The sequence below is a fragment of the Ruegeria sp. CF5 genome, from assembly GCF_056537325.1.
Window position 1 is genome coordinate 985,749 of sequence record NZ_JBQFRI010000001.1, and the last position, 21,238, is coordinate 1,006,986.

The following is a 21,238-nucleotide window of genomic DNA, read 5'->3' on the forward strand; positions in this document are numbered from 1 at the left end:
AACTTCCCCTGAATCGGTTTAGTTTTCCCATTTTTTGTGTCATATGCTTCAATATGAGCAAAAAAATCGATCAAATTGACGCAAGCATCCTGCGTGAGCTGCAAAAGGACGCCACATTATCCCAACGTGATCTGGCGGAACGGGTCGGTCTGTCACAGAACGCATGCTGGCGGCGTCTGAAGGCGCTGAACGAAGACGGCGTGCTGCTGGGGTCATCCGCGCGGATCGCGCGTGAGAAGCTAGGACTGAACCTTGTCGTTTTTGTAATGTTGCGCACACGGCATCATTCAGCGGACTGGCTGCAAGCTTTTCGCCGCCATGTTCTGACAATTCCGGAGGTGGTGGATTTTCACCGCATCGGCGGGGACTATGACTATCAACTCAAAGTGGTCACGCAGGACATGGCAACCTATGACAAAGTCTATCAACGGCTAATCGAAAAGGTCGAGCTGGACAGCGTGACATCATATTTCGCAATGGAAGCCATAGCCGAAGGACGGCCCCTGCCGATCTAAAGCCCTTCGGGAGATATCAGCTCAAGTCAGTATAGCCGCAAAAAAAGAGCCGCGCGAAACGCGCGGCCCTTGGTTCGAAACCGGTTCGGCGAAGATCAGTTCTTCGCGTAGAATTCGACGACCAGGTTCGGCTCCATGACGACAGGGTAAGGCACATCGCCCAGTCCCGGTGCGCGCACGAACGTCGCGGTCATTTTCGAATGATCAGCGTCGATGTAGTCAGGCACATCACGCTCGGCCAGAGCGACAGCTTCCAGAACAACAGCCAGTTGCTTGGATTTGTCGCGAACCTCGATCACGTCGCCTTCCTTGACGCGGTAGGACGGGATGTTCACGCGCTTGCCGTTAACCTTGACGTGGCCGTGGTTCACGAACTGACGCGCGGCAAAAACAGTTGCCACGAACTTGGCGCGGTAGACGACTGCGTCCAGGCGGCGCTCCAGCAGGCTGATCAGGTTTTCACCAGTGTCGCCTTTTACACGCTCGGCTTCGGCGTAGATGCGGCGGAACTGCTTTTCGGTCAGGTCGCCGTAGTAGCCTTTCAGCTTCTGCTTGGCACGCAGCTGCAGACCAAAGTCCGACAGCTTGCCCTTGCGGCGCTGGCCGTGCTGGCCGGGGCCGTATTCGCGACGGTTGACCGGGGATTTCGGACGACCCCAGATGTTTTCGCCCATCCGGCGGTCGATTTTGTACTTGGCAGACGTGCGTTTGGTCACGGCTGATCTCCTTCGTTTTGGTCGAGGTCCGAACGGACCACTATGAAGGGCGTTGTCCTCTTGAGGTCTCCCCCATGACAGGCATCCCCTTGCGGGGGCCACCAACACCAATGAAGCCGCGCTTATATCTGCGGGAATGGCAGAGTCAACAGTGCGAAAGGTGGGAAAGGTGAAAATAGCGTGCGCAAGACGCTGTGCCTCAAAGCCCGGTGGACGAATTAGTCCGTGGTTCCAAACGCTCGTGCATACCCGGGCTCTCTTTCCGGTTCGTGGGTAACGGCCAAACGCCTGTCGGCCAGATAGGTTACGACCCCGCCCCCATTCGCATTCGACACCGAATGCAGCTGAGGTTCCGACACTTCGCTGATCCAAAATTCCTGCTCCCGCGGGGGCGGGCCGGATTCGAAAATCAATGTTGGCAGTGTCTCATTCACCAGCGTCACAAGATACGCCTGATAACGTTGTGCGCCATTGCTCAGAACCAGTGATGGGCTGCCCTTTTGAATGTCCGCAACCGATGCATTACCGGGCATCGTCGAACGCGCTGAAACAATGGAAGTGAACCCGGCTTCTTCGCGCCCAAGCTCCTCCTGCTCAATCAAAACAGTGGCCTGTCCCCGCCATTCCCATGCTGCACCAACAACCAAAGACTCCAGAGGCGCTGCCTCCAATCCGTCGATTTCCGTCTGTGTCCATGAAATGGCAACTCGACCGTTTAACCCGGTTCTCATCCGCCTGCCCGCACTTCACTACTCCGCACCATTTACTTAGCGGACAATAATAACGACGAATCAGGCAGAAAAGAGACCAGATGATGAAATCACGAACATGTTGCTTGTGTATCAAATCAAATTGATACTCAAACAACCATAATGATAACTCGTGTACCTCAACTCAACCTAGATGTCACCTAAGAATATTGGTGCCAGCTGATTTTGACACACCTTAATAGACTGATTAAAGGGCAACTTGTCGCCACGAAAATCCGCACTTTGATCACAACCTCACCAAGTAAAGGGATGAGTGTGGCCTTGCGGACCTTTTGACAAATTCAGCGAAAGCCCACTTTGTGCGCTCATACACCATTCGTGAGGACCGCAGAAAATGGCCGGGGCGAACCCATCGCGCCATATTCCGCAACAAGAATGAATGTCGGTTTTTGATACATCAGTGTGGCAACCGTCTTTCTCGCCGACTTTGGCAGACCCGACGAATTCACACCTGTTAGCGCGGCCGCCTTCCAAGCACGTTGTTCCGCTTTACAAACCAGTTTTTTCACAAAACGTCACAACAATGCCTGATGCAGTCAGTAATGCAGGGTCGTAATATACCCTTTCAAAGAATTAGAGGCCGCCTGAATGATCCGCTTCCATCAATTTGTCTGCATTTCAGCCATTGCGTTGTACGCCCCGGATGTTTCGTTTGCCGAGATATCCGCATCTGATGTCTGGCAAATTCAGCAAGACTACTTTGAAACCATAGGCGGACAACTAACCGGAAGCACGAGCCGGTCAGGTAAGACGGAAACGATCCGGGATGTTTCACTCCATTTCGATTTGCCGCTTGAACTCGGATTTATCAGCTTTGCGACTACAGGAATGACGCTAACAGAAAATGACGATGGTTCTGTCAGCATAGGATACGTGGAGCCGGCTGTTCTGAAGATTTCAGCGGAGCTTTCCGAGCAGGACGAAATCAGCATGTCAGTTGGGTTCGAACTGGAAAACTTCGAATTGCTGGCTACTGGCAAAGCGGGAGATATTAACTTCGACAGTTCTGTTGGCCGAATGAATATGGCGCTGGAGGAATACAGCGCTTCGGCCACTGACTTGGAGGCTGACTCAGTTGCCTTCTCTGGGGTCATCGAAGATTTTTCTGGCCGAACCCAAATAACAATGAGCGAGATGGCCAAGGTGAGTGCCCACTATGAAACAGGGGCACAGAGGTTCGATTTCGAAGTTGTGGGAGCCGAAACAGGAAAAAGCATCGGCTCGGAACGTGCCGAGCGTGTCGTGAGCAAAACTGAAATTGCTCTGCCGAGAAATGGCATGGAAATCATGAATCTGGCTGCTGCCTTGGCCGAAGGGTTGAGCATATCCACTGATACCAGCATGCATGGCTATGAATCGAAGCAGAGCGTGGAGATCGACGGTCAGGAACTTTCCGATCAGTGGTCCTTCAGTGAGGTCCAAACCGCACATATCGCTTTTAACCGAAATGGTGTGGTCCTCGCTGGTGCAGCCCAACAGAACGTCACCAAAATGGACATGCCAGAAGTCTTCCCTGTTCTCTGGGAATTTGCTGCTGATCTGATTGAGGGCGAAATGAACTGGCCGATCTCCGCCAGTGATGACCCGCAAGAGGCACATATGCGTTTGGAAATGCGCGGGCTGACAGCAAGTGATGATCTTTGGGCAATGATCGACCCCGAGGCTGTCATTCCACGCGATCCAGCCACTGTCGCAGTTGATATGTCGGGCAAGGTGCGCAACCTCATCGACTGGATGAATTTTCCGCTGGTAAGCCAGGTATTTGAAGCAGACGAGGTTCCAGTGACCGCTGAATCTGTTGCTCTTGATGAGCTTGAAATCAAACTGGCCGGTGCGTCCCTCAATGGTTCCGGAGCACTGGAGTTTGATAATGACGATCTCCAGACCTATGGCGGATTCCCCAAACCTGTCGGGGCGATTGCTCTGGAAATGAGCGGCGCCAACAGCCTGATTGATCGTCTGTCAGCGTTGGGTGTTATGGACGAAGCTGAGGTGCAGGGTTTTCGGATGATGCTGGCGATCATGGCCAAACCCGACCCGTCCGCAGGCCCGGATGCGTTGGTTTCTCGGATTGAGCTGACCGAGGAAGGGCATGTGCTGGCAAACGGAAACCGGATCAAGTGATTTTTAAGGGAGTGGCGACGATTGCATCCTCGCCATATACCCGCTTTCAATAGTTTTAGGTTCTGTTTCACCGCGTGACTTTTCGCAACTTTGGCCGCGATCCCGTTTGCAGTGCGGTTGTTTGATTGATTTAGTACCTGGTCGGTTCGATTTGACATGCAACAATATTGTTGCATTATAAGGTATGAGCATTCAGTTCGATCCGCAGCTAAGCATTCTGTTCAACGCCCTTGGTGACACAACACGGTTGTTGATTCTTGATGAGTTGAGAAAGCGTGACGAACAGACACTTTTCGAACTTTGCGCACGGCTGCTCGAAGAGCATTCAGTCACAATATCCAGACAAGGCATCACAAGGCATCTGAATACGCTGGAGCAAGCAGGGCTAATCAGCACTGCATGGCGAGGGCGCACAAAAATTCACACGCTGGTGGCTGCGCCAATTGCCAATGCGATCAATCCCTGGGTGGAATTATTTTCTCAAGGAGACAGAGTATGAAAATGTACATGAAGAGCATTGCTGTTGATGATCAGTCTAAGGCTCGTGATTTCTACACGAGTAAACTCGGGTTCGTTGTGAAACACGATATCCCTCTAGGCGAACATCGTTGGCTGACATTGGTGTCAGACGAGGAAACTGACGGAGTAGAATTGGGTTTAGAGCCGAACACGCATCCTGCAACGCGCGCCTATCAGAAAGCGCTTATGGCCGATGGTATTCCCGTTTCCGCATTCAGCGTTGACAATATTGAGGCCGAGGTTGCCAAACTAGAGGAAGCGGGTGTCGAGTTCACACAACCTCCGGTGAAGGCTGGAGGCGCGACGATGGCTGTCTTTGACGACACCTGCGGAAACCTCATCCAGCTAGTCGAGTTACATGTTTGACCCCAGAGCATTCGAATTCCGACATTTCCAAAGTACCGGCAATCGTTGAGTGCATCTCAACGGCAGCTAAATCCACGAAGCAGGCGTCCAGCCTGGTCTGCTGAACAACCGGCCGCGCAGAAGGTCCGGCACTTTCGGTGCAAGAAGACTAGGAAAAACACATGGTCGATATCCGGCCCCCTTCCCTGCGATTTCATTCTCTTTGGCACAGGGCTTGCCTGTCGCCTTTTCTTGAGATTTTCTGATCAGACTGACCAATCAAAAGGCCTGGCCTTCATGAAACTTGAATTTCACCACATCAACTTTGTCTCGGAAGACGTCGATCGGATGCACCGGTTTTACACGCAGGTGCTGGGGCTTGCCGATATGCCGATTGAGAACTTCCCCCGGCCAGATGAGACCGATGATAGTGGCTACAGTGGCAAAATCCGTTTCGCGACTGATGGCGGAATGCAGATGCATCTGGCTGAAAAAAACCTCAACGTTGCGTTTAAACACAATGAGGCCATCAATCCCGTTGAACGTGGCCATATCGCATTCCGTACCGACGACATAGTGGCCTTCAAAAAGCTTCTGGACGACAACGGAATCTCCTATTCGGACTACGGTACCGCCTTCGCAAAAGAGTGGCACCAAGTGTTCTTTCACGACCCAGAGGGGAACATTATCGAGGTCCATCAGGCGATTTGATCTGTATTGGAGGTGCGTATTGAAACAAGCCGTACTGGTAATCGATGTTCAGCCCAACTTTAACCCGCCGCGCTGGTTGGTCGAACGTTGTCAGGTGCTAGCGTCCGGCTTGCCTTCTATTGCCACGGTAGTGCGCCATGATGAGGCAAAAGTACCTTTCTTCCAGCAGCTTGGATGGAAGCCCGACCTGGACAATGCCAGCCTCGTTCAAACAGACCGCACCGTTACAAAACATGGATATGGTCCACCTTCAGAGGTTATAGAGCAGTTCAAAATCTGGAAGATCGAGCGCGTGTTGGTCTGTGGCATTCAGGCAGATGCCTGCGTTCTGGCTGCAGGGTTTGCACTCTTCGATGCGGGGCTTCATCCGACCATCGTGGCCGATGCTGTTGTTGGTTCGTCACTGGACCGCAGCGGCCAGCTGGGGGTCGATTTATGGCGCCACCACTTTGGGAAAGTTATTAAGAATCATTTAGAAATCACTTAGCGGGCAATCAAGTTGACGCAAGGTAAGCCTTTGTAATACCGAAGTAATTCACGCATTTTTGACCTAAAAAACAATTGCCTCTGCCAAGCCTGACAAAAGTCTTGGCCTTCTTGAGGCGTTTAAAATGATTCTAAAGCGCCCAAATAGCCACCAGCCTTTCAACTTTAACCGAGCCTGCGTGGGTGTGAGTTTCACCCCTCAGGCCCCTATTCGAACAGGATGGTCCCCATGAATTTTGTTCTGCGTGGTAGCCTGGTTACTCAAATCATCATCGGCCTCGTGGCTGGTGCTCTTCTCGCCACCCTTTGGCCTGCTGCCGGTTCGGCCGCTGGCCTGCTTGGCGACTTCTTCGTCGACGCATTGAAAGCCGTTGCACCGGTACTGGTTCTGATCCTGGTTTGCGCGGCGATCACAAACCACAAAAAGGACAGCGAGGCGCGCATGGGCCCCGTGATACTTTTGTATTTACTCGGAACCTTCGCAGCTGCGCTGGTTGCCGTTGCAGCCAGCTACATGTTTCCGATCACATTGCATCTGACGGGTACGCCCGAGCTTTTGGATGCCCCGGGCGGTCTGGCCGAAGTGGTCAAGAACATCCTGCTGAAAATCGTGGACAATCCGGTGAATGCGCTGGCAACCGCTAACTATATCGGCATTCTCGCCTGGGCCGTTGGCCTTGGGCTGGTCTTCCGCCACGCCAGTGACTCGACCAAGACCCTGATGTCGGATCTGGATGGCGCAATCACTAAGATTGTTGCAGTAATAATCCGTGTGGCCCCAATCGGTATCTTCGGTATCGTGGCTTCGACAATTGCTGAGACCGGTTTTGGAACACTTGCAAGCTATGGCCAACTGCTCGCGTTGTTGATCGGTTGCATGATTTTCATGGCGCTGGTCGTGAACCCGCTGATCGTGTACTTGCGCATTCGCAAGAACCCCTATCCGTTGGTTTTCACATGCCTGAAAGAATCCGGGATTACCGCTTTTTTCATGCGCAGCTCGGCCGCCAATATTCCGGTGAACATGGAACTTTGCCGCCGTATGAATCTGGATGAAGAGACCTATTCGGTCACTATTCCAATCGGTGCGACGATTAACATGGCCGGTGCTGCCATAACCATCACAGTCATGACGCTGGCAACCGTTAATACATTGGGCATTCAGGTCGATTTCCTCTCGGCCCTGTTCCTGAGCATCATTGCCTCGATTGCCGCTACTGGGGCTTCGGGCGTTGCAGGCGGCTCACTGTTGCTGATCCCGATGGCTGCCAGTTTGTTTGGCATCGACAACGCGACGGCTATGCAAGTGGTTGGTATCGGCTTCATCATCGGCGTTTTGCAAGATTCCGCTGAAACCGGTTTGAACTCATCAACAGATGTCCTGTTCACCGCGGCAGGGTCGTATAAGCAAGGCGATCCTTACCCGCGCAAACTGCCCGTGGCACAGGTCGCCGCTTAGGCAGTGCCTAAAACACTTTGTTCAACCGTCGACGTTAATTGGCGGTTGAACAACCACTTGGTCGCAATGGGATCGCCCGACGTTGTCATTCGAGATCTTGTGCAGTAGCGTCCTGAACTATGGTCATCAGACGATACTTAATTGTGCTACTGGTTAGCGTTCTGGCCTTACTGACCGGGCTTGGCAGCGTTGCTCACGCTCTGTCAAATGGCTGCATCGGCCCTCACTGCATGGACCAAATGCAGTCGGCTGAACACGCAGCCGTGGCAAATTACAGCGCCGACATGTCGACCCCAAGCCACCAACACGAACCGGATGGCTATGGCACTGGAGAGTGTAATCCCATTCTTTGCCAAGCGGTTGTAATGATCTCTCAGAACCACGACGTTTTACGATCCCCGCGTGAGATCAACCCGGAGCTCCAGATTGGAGCCCTTACCAGGCTTACCGAACCAGACAGCCCCTACAGACCCCCTGACCTTTGAAGCTGCGAAAACCCTTGCGCACCTGAGCGACCGGCACGCGCGGCTGTTCGCAATGTGCCGCAACACTACCAGCTTCTACAAAGACAGGATCAACCCATGAAAAAAAGTTACCTACTAATCGGCGCATGCGCCGTCGCTGCCCTTGCCGCCTTCTTAACTCTTCGACCCGGCCCAGTCGAAGAAGCGGCACCGCAAGAGGCAGGTGAAGGCGGCGCCATAGTCGCAATTCAGATGCCGCCCATCGAGGGCAATGCAGCAATCGGCCAGCGCATCTTTGATGTCTCCTGCGCCTCTTGCCATGGCGTTAATGCGGTCGGAGTAGAAGGTGCCGGACCGCCGCTGATCCACAAAATATACGAACCCAGCCACCACGCTGACGAAGCCTTTCAGAGGGCGGTTTCACAAGGTGTAAGAAGCCATCATTGGCAGTTTGGTGACATGCCACCCGTCGAGGGTTTGACGCGAGGGGACGTCTCATCGGTGATCGCGTACATTCGTGAAATCCAGCGTGCCAACGGAATAAACTGAGGATGGCGCAATAAAGAAGATCATAACGCTTTGTTTGGTTTGCGATTTTGCCCCTTAAATGCTTGCGCCAAACAATATTGAGAAGGCAAAGGTCACGACGTGACCTTTGCCAAGTTACTTCACCTGTTGAAGAATTCCGCCACAGCGTTGGTTGACGCCTTCACCGCCTCAGGCTTGTAGTAGAAATCAACATGGCTAAATTCGTCGAAGGCCAGTTCCTCATGCTCGTTTGTCAGCTTCTCGACAAATTGGGTCGAGCAAATCGCTGTAAAGGCCGACTTGCTATAGATGGTCAGTGAGGGCTGCACGATCTTGTCTGCATAGGCTTACCCGATCGAAATCAAAGACTGCATGCCCTGATCGCCAATATGCATGTTGGTATATGTCGGTACGGCATTCGGTCCTTTGACCCCATCGCGCCCATAGTAGTTATAGCTTTCTTCCGCCATCGGATTGACCCCCGAGCCAACAAACTCTTCTTTTGATTGTTCATCGTTCAGGCCGAAGGGGGCGACATAGTCCGGCTCACCTGTTTCGTACATTTTCTGCATCGACGCATTGGAGGCCGCAATCTGTTGATTGACCATGTCGCGGTCTGCCCATTGGAATGCATCCGCCGCCATCATGCCGGACACCATGGCGATCTTCTTGATACGGTGATCGGTCACGGCGGCCGAAGCGATGATCGAACCACCTTGGCACACGCCCAGACCGTGGATTTCTTCGACGAAAGGCAAGGTGCCCAAGAAAGACACTGCGTCCCAAGTGTTTTCGATCAGGCGGAACATATAGCGGGACTGCTTGAATTCGCCCGGAAGCGCCGGAGAAGTACCCATGCCCAGGTAGTCAAACCCCAGATAGATGAAACCCCGTGCGGCCATCTCCGGCCCGTATGTCGCCGGAATTTGGTCTTTGACCTGCGGGAACGGGCTGGCACCCACGATGGCCTTGTAGGTCTTGGACCTATCAAATCCTTCGGGAAGGTAGAGATCACCTGCCAATTCCACCCCAAAGGATTTGAACGTTACAGAGTTTTTGCCAGCAGTCAGATTTTGAGGAGCCATCTTCATAGTCCTTTCGAGTTGGTCGGCATCTCGCCTTACATAAGTAAATTTCTCTGTTTACTTACGACTCCGAAATGGCGCTTGTAAACAATTCTTTTTACTTTTTGGGGAAAATCATGTAACGCATTGAGAAGAAATGAAAATATTCCTCGATGCAGCCATCGAAGAGTTCCGTGAGCAGGGTTTTCTAGGAGCTAAGACGACCACGACCGCAAAAAATGCGAATGTATCGAGTCGCTCTTTCTATAATCATTTGGAGAGCCAAGAGGTGCTGTTTGAGGCGCGCCCTGAGATCATGATCGAACGCAACTGGAGAATGGAGCCGGTGCCCAATGACCCGGATCGCGATTTCGTCGAACAGTTGAAGGTTACCTTATGGCGCTGTGTTCGGGTAATCACTGAAGAGACGGCCATTGGCCTGAACCGCATGGCCATATCAGAGTTGATCCGTGATCTGGATCGCTCCCGACAAATCCACTTGGATTCTGAAACACATGACTATCCGGTCACAAGACAGATCGGAGACGCTATGGAAGCGGGCGTGATCCGCAGAACCGATCCGGCTTTTGCGACAAGTCAGCTCCTCGTTCTCATCAGTGTTTTTCTGGGCGAAAGCCCCACGCCGAAAAGCGCAATGGACGATTGCATCGCGTTATTTCTGACACTCTACAAACCCGACAGATGAGCCAAACGGTGGACCGCGCATCGCTGAAACAACACGCGATCTTGCAGGCTTAAGTGCCGGTTAGTTCATATACTTGTCGAAGAACTCGATCATCGTTTCGGGATGCTCACCGAAGAAGTTGTAGCCGATGAAACGCCGGGTATCGCCTTCTTCAATCCAGTGCAGTTTCTTGTCGTCAACCGGGATCAGATCATAGGTCGTTTGCACGTCGTTGGGGATGGTCCAGACGTCATCCCTATTCTGCACGATATAAGTTGGCATGGTGACGTTCTTGGCGTGAAGATGTGGGGTCATCTCATTAAGCGGCACGCCTCTGATCCTATCAATTTCTTCGCCCAGAACATCGTGGAACGCTCCCAGCCCCATGGCGTCTAATGAAACCTTAGACATGATATTGATTGATGCTGGCTGCGCGCAGATAAACGCTTTCACGTCTTCAAAATAGTCGGGGCGTTCGGTCATGGCGTGCATCGCAGCATTTCCACCGGCACAGGGATTGAACAGACCAATTTTCATGCCTTTCAGTTTGTCCCGAGATTTTACGTAGACGAAGGCCGCCAGAACATCCTTGTACTCATCAGCGAAACCCTGACCCCAAGCATTGTCCGCAACACCGTCGCTTTCGCCGTGATTGCGCAAGTCATAGGCCAGGACGTTGTAACCCGCACCGTGCAAGGCTTTGTGCACCTTTCCAAACTTCACCTCGATATTCTGGAAATCACTCCAGGGCTTCATGTGGCCGGGGAAACCGTAGCGGTTCAAGGTCGCGGGGTGATTGCAAATGATAAGATTGTCAGAACCTTCTGCCGGAATGAACCAAGCCGCAAGTTTGACGCCATCTTCCGCGTGGAATGTGACGTTTTCGAATTCGAGCCCATAGTCCTTTGGAGTTTCCAGGATAGGAGCGCGTCCACCATCGATTGACACTAGGCCGCGCGCCACGGCCTTGAGGGTTGCGCGTTGGTCTTCGGTTGGTTGAACGGTCATGCCATTTCTCCTGATTTCGACGTGTTTCAAAGTGCGGGGCCGACATGCTGGTCCCGTGAAAATGGGGGTTAGGTTCTGCGTTGACAGTTTGGCGCAGGCTAGCTTCGGCTTGGCACCTTGTTCGGGCTGTTCGGCAATCTGGCGCGCCACTCGGCTGGGGTCTGACGTTCCCATTTTTGGAAGGCGCGGTAGAACGATCCCTGGTCTTCGTACCCAAGCAAATATGCGATCTCATTGATATCGAAGTCCGGCTCGGCCAGATACTCTTGCGCCAACTGATGCCGGGTGTCCGACAGCAGTGATTTGAAGCTGTGTCCTTCGCCTTTGAGATGCCGCTGTAAAGATCGTTCACTAACCGCCATTTCACGCGCGATGCTGCGCAATTCCGGGCGCCCTGCAGCCAGCGCACGGCGAAGGTGCCAGCGCACCTGATCGGTTAATGATGTCGTGTTTTCGGCCTTGTTCAAATCAGCCTCAAGCGCGGCATCCAGCATCATCAAAAGCTCGCTGTTATAGCTGGTGAAGGGAATATCCAAATCGGCTTTGTCAAAGACAAGGCGTGCTCGTGGAGCATTCCATGTGATCGGGCAATCGTACCAGTTCTCAAGCCTATCGCTTGGGCTACGTCGCAGCTCGATTACCTTGGGCTTGATCTTCAGCCCAGTGCCAGCACGCACCATGTTCACAAGAAATGTAAAGGTGGCGTCCGTTAGCGCGTCGGGTTCTGTCTGCTTGGCGTATGTCCAGGCGGTAGACACGACACAGCCTTCATCTTCTACGGCCACTTGAAACTCTTCCGGTGCGCAAAGCGCCTTGAACCGCGCAACACGGTGCAGAGCTTCGCCTACGTTCTTGGCGTGAAAGGCGACCAAAAAGGACGGGGGCAACGTCGGCCCATGCATGGCCTGCGTCAAGGCCAGCCCAATATCTTCGCCGCCCAAAGTCTGAAGCGCCTCCCATATTGCAAAGAGCTGTTTGGTGCTCATACGCGCCTCTGACGAAAACGCACTCGGCGGTAGCCTGGCCTCACGCAGCAGAGCTGCGCGATTAATCGACAGGCTTCCGAGAGCCTTCCAGAAAGTGTCTGGCGTCTTTATCCGATCAGGCGTTGGCATTTGTCTGTCCCTTGGCATCTGAATAGAACATAGCCAATTCAGCCAAGATAGCTTATGGCAGCACCCGCCAGATATGTCGCGGAACGCGCCAATTCTCCGAGTGTTATGAGACCACAATTGCTACCATTCGCGGCTACCGCCAATCACCGCGCATTCGAACTCAGAGAACACATCGGGATAAAAGCCCATTACCTGTGCCCGTTGGCCACGACTGATCAGCGCGCCGAACGAGTTTCCAGTTTCAAGTCAGGCTGAAAATTTCCGCCGGAAATCCTTGGGTGTCATCCCCGTGGCCTGATGGAATTTTCGACCAAAAGAGGAATGATCCATGTACCCCGTGTCAAACGCAACTTGCTGGATCTGCTTTGTCGAATGAATCAGCAAGTCTTTGGCTTTCTCGATCCTGACGGCCTGAACATAGGCGATCGGCGTCATCCCGGTCACAGATATAAAGCGGCGGATGAAAGTGCGTTCTGCCAGACCCGCCTGCAGGGCAAGATCATCCACCGACAACCGCAACGCATAGTTGCTTTCGATGGCCAGCTGCGCTTTTCGGATCGCGGCATCCTGATGCGATAGGTCTGGTGTAAAACTGCGATAGCGCCGTTGATCCATCCGTCCAACATCAACGACAAACCGGCGCGAGGTTTCGATCATCGCGTCACGGCCAACAAACCGCTCAATCAACGCCATGGACAAATCCACCCAAGCCATCATGCCCCCCGCAGTCGTCAAGTCCGAGTGTTCGATCAGGATCTGGTCCACGTCTGTAGCGGCTTCGGGGTATTGCTCGGACATGAGTGTTTCCAATCCCCAATGGGTTGTCACTGGCCGTTTGCCTAATACACCCGCCTCTGCCAACCAGACCAATCCCACGCATACCGAACACAAAAGCGCTCCGCATGTGTGTTCTTGTTTCAGGAGTTTTGGAATGTCGGGTTGGGCCGATACGTCAACCTCTTGTCCCGCCGGCGGCAAGATATAGGCGTCATATCCGGGAGCTACTGTGTCGATAATGGTCACGCTCAGGGGACGATGCCCATCAAGAGCTCCGGCAAAACTCAACATCTCTTCAATGCCGTGAACGGCTGAGGTCAAAGCGCCCCGGTATCTGACAACCGCAATACGTGATTGATCGGTCATAATGGCAGTTTGTGCATAGTTTTTGTCTTCTCTGCCAATAGCGGAAAAACTTGAGAGTAGCAAATTGGGATCCAGAAACGTGAAAGGATCAGCAGATGAAAACTCCAGAGCTTACTCGCCGCACATTTTCAACCGCCCTGCTTGGGGCTGCCGCTGCTGCCGGTTTATCCAAGCCTGTTTTTGCGGCAGAAATCGCCACGCTGAACGTCGGTACAAAAACGGTTTCGCTGTTATCGGATGGTTATTTTGAAATCCCGCCCGCCTTCTTTCAGGGTGCAGACGACGCGGCCACGGCAGCCGCAGGGGATCCCATCGAAATTGGAGCAACGGTCTGGTTGGTGCGCGACGGTGCACGCACCGTTCTAGTCGACACGGGATCGGGCGCGGCACTTTCCGAGATGTTTCCAACCGTCGGCAAGCTGGACGCATTGCTTGCTGTGGAAGGGATCGAGAAGGACGCGATCACCGATATCATTCTAACCCACATGCATGCCGATCACATCGGCGGGCTGATGGGGCCGGACGCGGGCGGGTTCCGAAATGCAACCATTCATGTCGCGGAAGCCGAATGGGCGTTTTGGACTAACCCGGACTTGCCAGCCGCTGCTCCTGATGCGGACAAGCCGATGATTGATTTGCTGCAATCCATTGCGGCCCCATTGGCAGGTCGAGTTAAATCCTATGAGGGCAAAGCGGATCTGGGCGGTGGCATCACTTTGGTTCCACTCCATGGTCACACCCCGGGGCACACTGGAGTGCGTATCATGGCCGAGAATGGCACTGAGCTGCTGATTGTTGGTGACGCCATCATCTCAGAAGTACTTCAGTTCGCGAACCCATCGGTTCGCTATGCGCTGGACTCTGATCCAGAAAAGGCCGTTGCAACCCGGACAAAGCTGCTTGGCCAACTGGCCGACAATCAGACGGCCTTCTCGGCCACCCATCTGAGCTACCCCGGAACCGGGCGCGTGACACGCAGTGGTGACGGGTTTACCGTTATCCCTCTGGCATGAAGGTAATGAAACGGGTGAAAGTGCAGCGCCGCTCTTTCACCCATGCGATTTCGTCTATCGCTTCAGGCCCGCACCAAATGCCCACCGTCTAAGTCGAGTACGGTACCGGTCAGATAGCCATTGGTCATTGCCATGATGACGGCCTGTGCGATGTCTTCGGCCTGCCCAACACGACCAACGGGCAGGCTGCCACCGACTTCGGTATACATGGCGTCTCGGGCGTCCTGAGGCATTTTTTCGTAGGCCTCCGTGGCGACCATGCCGGGACTGATGCAGTTAACCCGCGCGCGTCCGGCAAGTTCAAGCGCCAGTCCTTTGGTCAGCGCTTCGACCGCCGCATTTACGGCCCCAAGACCCGTCGCCCCGGCGGATGGGCGACGGCTGAGGGCACCAGAGAAGAAGGTGATCGAGCCGCCTTCGACCAGTGAAGGCAGCATTTCTCGTGCAGTGACATACGGGCCCGTGAACTTGGCTTCAAACATGCCACGCAATTCACTGGTTGGCAGTTCGACGAAGGCACCATGCACTGCACTTGAGGCCGAGATCACCAAGTGATCCACCGTGCCAAGTTCAGCGGCCCAAGCTTTCACACCGGCCTCGTCGGTCGTGTCCACAGGCGCCACTTTGGCGCCTCCCCCGATCTCGGTCGCGGCGGCGTTCAGCTTGTCCACGTTGCGGCTGGCGATGGTGACGTATGCCCCAAGCGCCGCGACCAGTTTTGCGGTAGCTTTGCCCATGCCGCTGCTGCCGCCAACGATGACAACGTGTTTGCCCTTAAGGGCGGTTTCGAAAACTGTATTCATTTAAGTCATTCCTAAGATCAGTCGATGTGATTGGCTCAGTCGATGCTCAGTACAAGCTTGCCGGTGGTCTCGCCTGCTTCCAGGCGTCGATGCGCTTCTTCGGCCTCTGCAACTGGCAGAGTCGTGATATGCGGACGCAGAACGCCTTGTTTCAACATGTCAAACACGGTCGCCATGTCAGAGTTGAAGGCATTGGGGCGATTGGTGAAATAGGTGTAGATATCGCTTACGCGTACCGCGACGGATTTCTGAAAATGCTTCGCCAGATCCTCGGCAAAGCTGCCTGTGGGCGGACCGGCAAGGAACCCGAACAGCACCGCCGTTCCCAGCGGGGCCAGCGCGTCGAGGTCGAATTTCAGGGTGTCCCCAGAGATCGGGTTCAGCGTCAGGTCAACGCCGCGCCCACCGGTGAGTTCCATAACCCGTGCGGCAACTTCCTCTTTGCGGTAATCGATCACGTAGTCCGCACCTTGCTCTTGCGCATAGTTGGTCTTGTCTGTGCTGACCGAGGCGATCACTGTCAGGCCCAGATGTTTCGCGATCTGCAGAACCATGGTGCCAACGCCGCCAGCGGCGGCATGAACCAGCACCGTTTTTCCAGCCGTCGCTCCACCCAGATTGACCAGCATGTGATAGGCGGTCATCGCGTTCACCGGGATCGATGCAGCGGTTTCGAAGCTGATTTCATCGGCCAGCCGGACCACGTAAGGAGCCCCGATCACAGAATGCGTGCCATACCCGCCTGCGCCAACAGGACCCATCCAAGTCACGCGGTCACCCATGGTGATTCCGGCAACACCATCGCCTATGGCTTCGACAATCCCGGCGCCTTCAACACCCGGAACAAGAGGCAGGTCGGGCATCATTCCTTCGGGCATTTCGCCCCGACGGATGATCGTATCGATATAGTTCACGGCCCCGGCGCGGTTGCGGATCACGACTTCACCCTCGCCCGGCGCAGGTACCGCGAGATCAGTTTTGCGCAAGACCTCTGGCCCGCCGGTCTGAGTGATTTCGATTGCATATGACATGGTGTTCTCCTTCTGTTGAGGAGAAGATAGAGAAAGCGGCGCACAGGGATAATAATTGAAAATAGAACTAATAATCCCATAAATAGGATAATGATCTACAATGACCTAGCCCTGTTCACCGCCGTCGCTAATCACCTCAGCTTCTCCGCCGCTGCCGAGCAACTGGCCATCCCGCTTAGCCGGGTCAGCCGCCACATTGCGGAGCTTGAGGATCATCTTGGTGCAAAACTGTTTGAACGCACGACCCGACAGGTGCGCCTGACCGAAGAGGGTCGCCGGCTTCTGGACCGGTGTCAGAATCCGATCGAGGCGCTTCAAGAGGTGGCGGGTTTTGCCGATGACACACGGCGGCATATGATCCGTATCACCGCCCCACCCCTTGCAGCCCGCAAGACCGTCGGCCCACGCTTGCTGGATTTTGCTGAGCAACACCCAGATGTGGAATTTGAACTGACAACAACAAACCTGTTTCTCGACTTCTTTCGCGACAACATCGACCTTGCTTTCAGGGTTGGACCGCTCTCAGATTCCAACCTCATCGCCAAGAAACTTTGGTCGATTGATTATAGTTTCTGCGCCGGGGCGAAGTTCGTCGAAGATCGTGATTTGCGTGGGCCATTGTCGCGTGAAGAGTTACTGACCCTTCCTGCATTGGCGGCAGGACAGTCATGGGTGCTTGAAACCGGTGAGACACTGCAACCGGGACAGATTGTGCATAGCTTCGGTGATCTGGATGTTATCGAGCAGGCGGTTCGTCGCAATCTGGGTATCGCGATGCTGCCGCTAGATATGGTCGGGGGTGATATTCAGCCCTTGCACGTCGAGAATACCATCCCCCTGACCAGAGACATGTTTGCGGTTTATCCCAGCCGTCGCCTGTTGCCGGTACGAGTCAGAAGGTTGATCGACCACATGGCGACCGGCTGAGGCTACCAGTCGATGGGCTTCCCGTCGCGAAAGAAACCTCCAGTGGGGCCTGCATCGGGCAGGGTTGCGGCCCAGACGACCCCTTCGGCACCTTCGGACACCGGGCGACCACCGCCACCCATGTCTGTCGCCACCCAACCGGGGCAAACGGCGTTGACGAGGATACGCTGCGGATTCAACTCCGCTGCGGTCTTCAATGTCAGCGCATTCAACCCCGCTTTCGAGATACCGTAACCCGGTGTCCCTGAGGACATTCCATGAATAGCCCCGGCCCCGGAAGACACGTTTACGATCCGGGCGCTGTCTCCCCTTTTCAAGAGCGGCACCGCAGCAATGGTTGTGGCCCAAGGACCAAAGAGGTTAGTCTCAAACGCGCGCTGGACGCGGGCAAGATCGGCGGTGTGCGCCCGCTGATCGGTGTCATAATCCACGCCCGCATTGTTCACGAGGATGTCGAGGCGACCATGTTCCACTTCGATCTTGGTGAATGCAGTCGCAATCGAAGTGGGATCGGACACGTCCAGCTGAATGGCTTCAGAGCCCAGTCCGATCTGATGTGCAACGGCTTCTCCCTTTGCCAGATCGCGTGAGCCGATCAGAACTTTCACTCCGTGATCATGGGCCAGCTGCCGGGCAACCTCTTTCCCAATCCCGCGATTGGCGCCGGTTACAAGAGCAATACGTGGCTTGGTCATTGTGAACCCTTTCACTTTTCGGCAGCGGCGCGTTCTCCAGCCTGCCCCACAATAGCGCGGTCACCGGTCTCCCACAGAGGGGTCATGGTCATGGATGTAACAAGCCAGCGGTCATCCGATTTCACCAGATCATAGCTATAGCGTCCGCCCAGCACCCAGAACCCGTCTTCAATCCGGTGGGTGGCGGTGAAGTCTGCCTCCGCCTTGGCGCTGGTATCGGTCAGTTCGGCGATCGTGTGATTGGTCACCATGTGGTGCGTGATTTCGAAGCCGGGCAGGAAGGCGGCCCAACCGGCGATCAGTTCATCGGCAGGCTGAGTAACGGGATCGCCACCCCACAGTCCGGTGTAATCCGTGGTGACGATGTCGGCAAAGGCACCGCGCACGCGGGTCCAATCGTGACGGTCGGCCCCGGCGGCGATGTCGGTGATTGCCTTGCTGATGCCTTGGGCGGTGTCGGCGGGGATCATGTCGGCCATGGCGGCTCCTCCAATCAGGGTTGCGGCCGCGAGAGTTGCGATAAATCCACGGGTCATTTCAGTGTCCTTTCATCGGTTGGCAGAGTTGCTTCACTCATTGGCCAAGCGCTCGGGCACAGGTGCCAGTTGGTATTGCGACCAGAAAAAGGTGTTGGCAGCGTCCTGATCAGCACTGAGATTGGTTGCCTCGACGATCTTGCCATTCTCGATCCGGTAGACCAGCGCCCAGATCGTATCGACATTCGGTTTGCCTTCGGCATTGGACCAGCCCCGGTGGATATCAACCACATGGGTTTCATCGGCACCGAAAAAGATCGGATCGGCCTGAAATCCGGCCACGCCAAGCTGGGCAAAAAAGGCCAGGACCTCGTCTCGGCCATTCTTGGCACCGCTCAGAGGGTGGCGGCCCGGAATGTGCCATTTCACATTTTCGTCCATGACAGCAGCGATCCCGTCGAGGTCATTGTCGCCGTAAGCGGCAAAGAAATCCTGGACGACTTTCATGTTGTCTTGGGGTGTTTCGGCCATCGCGGTGCCTCCGACCAGGGATGCGGTTGCAAGGGTTGCGAGAATTTTGCGAGTCATTGGCTTTCCTTCGGAATGAGGAAGTGCCGGGCAGCGTGGCCCGGCACCTACCGGTTCTGTTCAGCCTTCAAGGCCAATGCGGAAATGGTCGGCCACGGTGTCGGCGGCGCGGGTCACATCCTCGGGATTGTCGTAGAAGTCGAACTGGGTCACGTCTTCCAACCACCGAGCGGTGGCCTCGCCAGCAAAGCCTGCCAGGAAGGTTTGCACACCTTGCGGGATGGCGGCGCTTTCCGAGTGCACGATAGCCAGCGGCTTGTCCAAACGTTGCGGGTTGTCGGCAGGATGATAGGTCAGCCAGCCTTCCCAGCCCGCGTTGTTCCACTTGTCGTCATATTCCGGGATCGCGCCACGGTCGGCTTCGTAGTAGTAGCCACCGATCGGCATCAGAACGCCCTCAGCGCCTTCGGGCCCCGCAGCGGGGATGATTTCGCCACCCTTGGCTTCGGCGGCATGCGAAACTTCGATTAGGCCCGCAACGCCTTCTTCACCGCCATAAACGGCCTCAACAATCTCTTTGTTGTGCAACCAAGGGGCTACCAGACCAAGGCGATCCACCAGCGGGTTGCCTGCCACAGCGTCGACCATATAGCCAGCAGAGGCACAGATCCCCAAGCCGTTGACGTGGCCGGCGTCGACCTCGGGCAGGGTTGCGACAAACTCAAATGCAGCCTTGATATCCGAAGTTTTGGCCTCGGGGCTTTCTACGAAACGCACGTTGTTTGGAAGGTCACCGGATTTGCCCCAGCCGCGAAAATCGAAGGTGAAGGCGGCAAAACCACGTTCGGCCATCTCACGGGCATAGTTGGCAGGCATCTGTTCCTGAACCGAGGTCCAGGCGCCGGTCACAACGACAGTTGGCAGCGGCGCGTCACCACGTTCTTCCGGCAAATAGAGCGTACCCGAAAGAATGGCACCTTCGTTTTCGAAGGTTACGGTCCGGGTTTCGACCTGAGCGATGGCAGCAGTGGAGGCCATAAGCCCGGCGGCAGCGGTCAGAGCAAGAGTTTTCACGACTGTATCTCCGTTGATTTGTTTGGGCTCAGGCCCGATGACCAAAGAGATACGGCGCACTCGCCTAGATTAATTGCACTTGACTGCCGGGTTTTTGAATGATCCTGCTTTAGACAGGTTTTGCCGCCCGATACACCCGAGGGGTCTGCCCCACGACCTGCTTGAAGCTGCGTGTGAAATGCGCTTGATCCGCAAAGCCACAGGCCAGGGCGATATCACCGAGCGGACGCTCTGCATCGTCCATCATCTTGATGGCCTGCTCGATCCGATAAGCCATGACATATTGCATGGGTGTAGATCCAAGCGTTTCCTTGAACACACGGGCAAAATGAGACTGGCTCATCCCTACTTCTGCGGCCAGTTGATCCACCGTGATCGTCTGATCCAAACGGTTCTGCACATAGGAGAGAACGCGCTGGTAATGCCCTGATGTGAATCGCGCCGAAAGTTCGATCTCGTCAGCGCGGCGTTTCCCGTATTTCTGCAAAAGCTTGACCAGAAACACACGGCTCATCGCTTCGAACATCACAGCCGAGGACATATCGTCTGCCTCAAGCGCGTCACGCAGGATAACCCCGGCAGCACAGAGGTCGGGGTCGGAAAACTGCGGAAGGTTCCGAAACTGCTGGGGATCCAGCAACATGCCAAGCTCGGATTGCGCAAACTGCTCCACCTTGGCGGGGTCCAGTGTGATCACGATCACGTCCGACTTTTCATGCCACCGCCAGCCGGATCGCATCCCAGCCGGCGTGACAACAATCTCGTCCATCTGGAACGTGAAATCGCGCAGTTCACCGTCCCGCCAATTTTGCACGCGATGCGCCTTGGGATTAAGGTTTAGAAGCACGTGATGCTCTTCAAACACCTCTTCCGGCATCTGATCCGGTTCGGCCTGAAAATATCGCACTGACATAAGCCCCGCTGCTGACGGACGCGCCATCGCATCGCTGCTGAGCAGCGGTTCCGAAGGATAAATGTCGGTGTATCTTAACGGCAATCCATGAATCCTGAAGTGAAGCTGATCAATTCTCGATGGCTC

At 54.8% G+C, this 21,238-nt stretch carries 25 protein-coding genes; 11 read left to right on the forward strand and 14 right to left on the reverse strand.

The window, feature by feature from the left end; all coding sequences use genetic code 11:
- Positions 1-53 precede the first annotated feature (53 nt).
- A complete protein-coding gene (locus tag ACR0NW_RS04745) occupies positions 54-515 on the forward strand; it encodes an Lrp/AsnC family transcriptional regulator (RefSeq protein WP_170651032.1) in 462 nt (153 codons plus the stop codon).
- A 95-nt stretch (positions 516-610) separates the two neighbouring features.
- On the opposite strand, the gene rpsD is transcribed toward ACR0NW_RS04745, so the two are convergent.
- Both rpsD and ACR0NW_RS04755 read right to left on the reverse strand, forming a co-directional pair.
- The gene (gene rpsD / locus ACR0NW_RS04750) at positions 611-1,231 is read right to left on the reverse strand and encodes a 30S ribosomal protein S4 (protein WP_170651033.1); all 621 of its coding nucleotides are present in this window, start codon (positions 1,229-1,231) and stop codon (positions 611-613) included.
- Between the two features lie 218 nt (positions 1,232-1,449).
- Positions 1,450-1,962: a hypothetical protein gene (locus ACR0NW_RS04755; protein WP_480448622.1), complete on the reverse strand. Its 513-nt coding sequence runs from the start codon at positions 1,960-1,962 to the stop codon at positions 1,450-1,452.
- 627 nt (positions 1,963-2,589) lie between these two features.
- Here ACR0NW_RS04755 and ACR0NW_RS04760 point away from each other — a divergent pair.
- From ACR0NW_RS04760 to ACR0NW_RS04790, 7 genes are all read left to right on the forward strand, one after another.
- Positions 2,590-4,125: a DUF2125 domain-containing protein gene (locus tag ACR0NW_RS04760; protein ID WP_480448621.1), complete on the forward strand. Its 1,536-nt coding sequence runs from the start codon at positions 2,590-2,592 to the stop codon at positions 4,123-4,125.
- 184 nt (positions 4,126-4,309) lie between these two features.
- Positions 4,310-4,624: an ArsR/SmtB family transcription factor gene (locus ACR0NW_RS04765; protein ID WP_480448619.1), complete on the forward strand. Its 315-nt coding sequence runs from the start codon at positions 4,310-4,312 to the stop codon at positions 4,622-4,624.
- Positions 4,621-5,010, forward strand: a complete 390-nt coding sequence (locus tag ACR0NW_RS04770) for a VOC family protein (RefSeq protein ID WP_480448618.1) — start codon at positions 4,621-4,623, stop codon at positions 5,008-5,010. The genes ACR0NW_RS04765 and ACR0NW_RS04770 overlap by 4 nt, the downstream gene beginning before the upstream one ends.
- 276 nt (positions 5,011-5,286) lie before the next feature.
- Entirely contained in the window at positions 5,287-5,700 is a 414-nt protein-coding gene (locus tag ACR0NW_RS04775; RefSeq protein WP_480448617.1) for a VOC family protein, read from the forward strand.
- 19 nt (positions 5,701-5,719) lie between these two features.
- Complete coding sequence (locus ACR0NW_RS04780; RefSeq protein ID WP_480448616.1) at positions 5,720-6,187, forward strand: cysteine hydrolase family protein; 468 nt, start codon at positions 5,720-5,722, stop codon at positions 6,185-6,187.
- A gap of 228 nt (positions 6,188-6,415) precedes the next feature.
- The gene (gene sstT, locus ACR0NW_RS04785) at positions 6,416-7,645 is read left to right on the forward strand and encodes a serine/threonine transporter SstT (RefSeq protein ID WP_480448615.1); all 1,230 of its coding nucleotides are present in this window, start codon (positions 6,416-6,418) and stop codon (positions 7,643-7,645) included.
- Between the two features lie 581 nt (positions 7,646-8,226).
- Positions 8,227-8,658: a c-type cytochrome gene (locus tag ACR0NW_RS04790; RefSeq protein ID WP_480448614.1), complete on the forward strand. Its 432-nt coding sequence runs from the start codon at positions 8,227-8,229 to the stop codon at positions 8,656-8,658.
- Positions 8,659-8,777: 119 nt separating this feature from the next.
- On the opposite strand, the gene ACR0NW_RS04795 is transcribed toward ACR0NW_RS04790, so the two are convergent.
- Entirely contained in the window at positions 8,778-8,966 is a 189-nt protein-coding gene (locus ACR0NW_RS04795) for a hypothetical protein (protein WP_480448613.1), read from the reverse strand.
- Positions 8,967-8,984: 18 nt separating this feature from the next.
- A complete protein-coding gene (locus ACR0NW_RS04800; RefSeq protein WP_480448611.1) occupies positions 8,985-9,722 on the reverse strand; it encodes an alpha/beta hydrolase in 738 nt (245 codons plus the stop codon).
- Between the two features lie 136 nt (positions 9,723-9,858).
- On the opposite strand from ACR0NW_RS04800, the gene ACR0NW_RS04805 reads away from it, so the two are divergent.
- Complete coding sequence (locus ACR0NW_RS04805) at positions 9,859-10,407, forward strand: TetR/AcrR family transcriptional regulator (protein WP_480448610.1); 549 nt, start codon at positions 9,859-9,861, stop codon at positions 10,405-10,407.
- A 60-nt stretch (positions 10,408-10,467) separates the two neighbouring features.
- Here ACR0NW_RS04805 and ACR0NW_RS04810 read toward each other — a convergent pair whose 3' ends face one another.
- The 3 genes from ACR0NW_RS04810 to ACR0NW_RS04820 all read right to left on the reverse strand — a co-directional run bounded on the left by ACR0NW_RS04810 (position 10,468) and on the right by ACR0NW_RS04820 (position 13,652).
- On the reverse strand, positions 10,468-11,394 hold the full coding sequence (locus tag ACR0NW_RS04810) for an alpha/beta hydrolase family protein (RefSeq protein ID WP_480448609.1): 927 nt from the start codon (positions 11,392-11,394) through the stop codon (positions 10,468-10,470).
- Positions 11,395-11,492: 98 nt separating this feature from the next.
- Positions 11,493-12,527, reverse strand: coding sequence for an AraC family transcriptional regulator (locus tag ACR0NW_RS04815; RefSeq protein ID WP_480791509.1), 1,035 nt, complete (start codon positions 12,525-12,527; stop codon positions 11,493-11,495).
- Positions 12,528-12,755: 228 nt separating this feature from the next.
- Positions 12,756-13,652: a GlxA family transcriptional regulator gene (locus ACR0NW_RS04820; protein WP_480448607.1), complete on the reverse strand. Its 897-nt coding sequence runs from the start codon at positions 13,650-13,652 to the stop codon at positions 12,756-12,758.
- Between the two features lie 95 nt (positions 13,653-13,747).
- Between ACR0NW_RS04820 and ACR0NW_RS04825 the strand changes: the two genes are divergently transcribed.
- Positions 13,748-14,665 (forward strand): MBL fold metallo-hydrolase, encoded by a 918-nt coding sequence (locus ACR0NW_RS04825; protein ID WP_480448606.1) that lies wholly within the window; start codon positions 13,748-13,750, stop codon positions 14,663-14,665.
- Positions 14,666-14,727: 62 nt separating this feature from the next.
- On the opposite strand, the gene ACR0NW_RS04830 is transcribed toward ACR0NW_RS04825, so the two are convergent.
- Entirely contained in the window at positions 14,728-15,468 is a 741-nt protein-coding gene (locus ACR0NW_RS04830; RefSeq protein ID WP_480448605.1) for an SDR family oxidoreductase, read from the reverse strand.
- 35 nt (positions 15,469-15,503) lie between these two features.
- Positions 15,504-16,499, reverse strand: coding sequence for a quinone oxidoreductase family protein (locus tag ACR0NW_RS04835; protein WP_480448604.1), 996 nt, complete (start codon positions 16,497-16,499; stop codon positions 15,504-15,506).
- A gap of 90 nt (positions 16,500-16,589) precedes the next feature.
- On the opposite strand from ACR0NW_RS04835, the gene ACR0NW_RS04840 reads away from it, so the two are divergent.
- A complete protein-coding gene (locus ACR0NW_RS04840) occupies positions 16,590-17,426 on the forward strand; it encodes a LysR family transcriptional regulator (protein WP_480448603.1) in 837 nt (278 codons plus the stop codon).
- A gap of 2 nt (positions 17,427-17,428) precedes the next feature.
- Here the strand turns inward: ACR0NW_RS04840 and ACR0NW_RS04845 are convergent, their stop codons facing one another.
- The 5 genes from ACR0NW_RS04845 to ACR0NW_RS04865 form a co-directional block, all read right to left on the reverse strand.
- Positions 17,429-18,121 carry an SDR family oxidoreductase gene (locus tag ACR0NW_RS04845; RefSeq protein ID WP_480448602.1) on the reverse strand — a complete coding sequence of 231 codons (693 nt, stop codon included), beginning with the start codon at positions 18,119-18,121 and terminating at the stop codon, positions 17,429-17,431.
- Between the two features lie 11 nt (positions 18,122-18,132).
- Positions 18,133-18,657: a nuclear transport factor 2 family protein gene (locus tag ACR0NW_RS04850; RefSeq protein ID WP_480448601.1), complete on the reverse strand. Its 525-nt coding sequence runs from the start codon at positions 18,655-18,657 to the stop codon at positions 18,133-18,135.
- Between the two features lie 33 nt (positions 18,658-18,690).
- Entirely contained in the window at positions 18,691-19,185 is a 495-nt protein-coding gene (locus ACR0NW_RS04855) for a nuclear transport factor 2 family protein (RefSeq protein WP_480448600.1), read from the reverse strand.
- Between the two features lie 60 nt (positions 19,186-19,245).
- Positions 19,246-20,199 carry an alpha/beta hydrolase gene (locus tag ACR0NW_RS04860; RefSeq protein ID WP_480448599.1) on the reverse strand — a complete coding sequence of 318 codons (954 nt, stop codon included), beginning with the start codon at positions 20,197-20,199 and terminating at the stop codon, positions 19,246-19,248.
- Between the two features lie 109 nt (positions 20,200-20,308).
- Positions 20,309-21,196: a helix-turn-helix domain-containing protein gene (locus ACR0NW_RS04865; RefSeq protein ID WP_480448598.1), complete on the reverse strand. Its 888-nt coding sequence runs from the start codon at positions 21,194-21,196 to the stop codon at positions 20,309-20,311.
- Between the last annotated feature and the right edge of the window lie 42 nt (positions 21,197-21,238).